The organism is Phenylobacterium sp., assembly GCF_036501465.1.
Classification (GTDB): domain Bacteria; phylum Pseudomonadota; class Alphaproteobacteria; order Caulobacterales; family Caulobacteraceae; genus Phenylobacterium.
Genome location: NZ_DASYAF010000077.1, coordinates 1 through 1,967, shown reverse-complemented (window position 1 = coordinate 1,967; position 1,967 = coordinate 1). Strand labels below are relative to the sequence as shown.

The 1,967-nt window shown below is 69.1% G+C and carries 3 protein-coding genes; all 3 read left to right on the top strand.

Annotation, left to right across the window (positions count from 1 at the left end):
• Positions 1-160: 160 nt before the first annotated feature.
• Positions 161-592 (top strand): hypothetical protein, encoded by a 432-nt coding sequence (locus VGL85_RS08580; RefSeq protein WP_331588071.1) that lies wholly within the window; start codon positions 161-163, stop codon positions 590-592.
• Complete coding sequence (locus tag VGL85_RS08575) at positions 589-1,371, top strand: hypothetical protein (protein ID WP_331588069.1); 783 nt, start codon at positions 589-591, stop codon at positions 1,369-1,371. Before VGL85_RS08580 ends, VGL85_RS08575 begins: the two co-directional genes overlap by 4 nt.
• A partial coding sequence (coxB, locus tag VGL85_RS08570) for a cytochrome c oxidase subunit II (protein WP_331588067.1) occupies positions 1,368-1,967 on the top strand: 600 nt, incomplete at its 3' end. The genes VGL85_RS08575 and coxB, both read left to right, overlap by 4 nt.

Sequence of the window (1,967 nt, the reverse complement as noted above, 5' to 3'; positions counted from 1 at the left end):
GCCGGGCTTGTCTTTCATGCCGCCGCATTCAGCCTCGCCGCCTCGGGCCGCTTCGCCGGCCCGGCCGAGGATCGCGCTCATGGCTGAAAGGTCGCGCGGAAACGACTGGAGAGGCGAGGGGAGGGGCCGACATTTCGCGTCATGCATCGCCGGCGGCGTCTTGCTGGCCGCCGCCATCGCGGCCCGGGCCTACCTGCTTCGAAGGCGGGCCAACGCGTCCACGGCCGCGGCGCCAGGGCTGTCGGCTCATGCGTTCGTCCCCGAGGCGACTCGCCCGGACGAGCTGGAGGGTTGGGGCGTGCGCTGGCGGGCGGCGGTCCTGGGCGGCGCCGGCGTCTTTTGCTTCGTCGCCGCGACGCTGGTCGGCGCCTACGCCGTTTACGAACATGCGGGCGCGCCGACGGTGGGGGCCCGACCTGCCGAGCGCTTTCCCGCGCCGACCCTGAACGCCCGCCTTGATCGCGATCCAGGCTGGAGCTTCGCTCCTCCGGAACAACAGGTCCGCAACCCGGACACGCAGGTCCGAGTGGCGATGGACCACCTCGCCGCCAAGGGCGATGCCGCCTACGGCGCCTCAGGACGAACGCCATGAAGGTCTTCGCCTTGCCGAGCGTCCTGATCGCCGTCGGCCTGGCCGGCTGTGCGCCTCGCACGGCCCTGACGCAGAACGACCTCGACAACGTCAGCGCGGCCCCCCGGCCCGGAGCCAGGGCGCCGCTGAATCTCCGCTTCACCGACCAGCGGGGCCAGCCGCTGACCCTCGGCCAAGCCATGTCGAACAAGCCCACGGTGCTCGTCTTCGCGGACTACACCTGCCGATATCTCTGTGGTCCCGCGCTCGTCCTCACCGCCGCGGCGCTCGACAAGACGCCGCTCCAGCCTGGCCGGGACTACAGCTTCGTGGTTGTGGGCATCGATCCGAAAGATGGCCCCGTCCAAGCGCGCGCCATGCAGATCTCGCGGCTGGGTTTCGCCGGCGCCGGCGGGGCGGTGCGCCTGTTGTCCAATGGGCCGGCTCCCATCGCCGCCGCAGCCCTCGGCTACCGATATCTTTATGACGCGCGGCTCGGTCAGTACGCCCATGACACATCGATCTACATCCTTGCCGCGGACGGGACCGTGCGCCGCCTGCTGCCCGAGTTCGGCCTCACCCCCGCGGCGCTGACCGGCGCGATCGAACAAGCCAGGGCACCGCCCACCGCCGCGCCTCTGTCGGCGCCGTTGCGGTTCATCTGCTACTGCCTACAGCCCCTTATAGGCGCCTATGACAAGCCTACGGTCCTGGCGCTACGGGCGGGCGGCGTCGGCGTGGTTGTCGCCCTTGGCCTGGGCATGTTCGCCCTCGGGCGTCGCCGCGAGCGTCGGCCATGAACGCCTTTTATCTCCCCCAGGCGTCGACCCAGGCTCAGGCCGAGGATCGAATCTTCCTGACCCTGCTGGTCCTTTCCGGCGCCGTGCTCCTGCTGGTGCTGGCCCTGGTCGTCGGCTTTTCCATCCGCTACCGCGCCGGCTCCAAGGCGCGGCGCGGCCCTTTGCCAGCCTGGGTCAGCCACGAGGTCGAGATCGGCTGGACCGTGGCCACGCTCTTCCTCTTCCTGTTCCTGTTCTGGTGGACGATCTCCGCCCAGCTGCGTCTGCAGATCCCGCCCGCCAACGCCTTCGAAATCCACGTCGTCGCCAAGCAGTGGATGTGGAAGGTTCAGCAGCCCAGCGGGGTTCGCGAGATCGACACCCTGCACGCTCCGGCTGGCATTCCGGTCAAGCTGGTGATGACATCGCAGGATGTCATCCACAGCTTCGCCGTGCCGGCCTTCCGGCTGAAGCAGGATGTGCTGCCCGGCCGATACACGGAGATGTCCTTCCAGGCGACCCAGCCGGGAACCTACCAGCTGTTCTGCGACCAGTATTGCGGCCTCGACCATTCGCGCATGACCGGTCAGGTGGTGATCCTCTCGCCGGCCGACTAC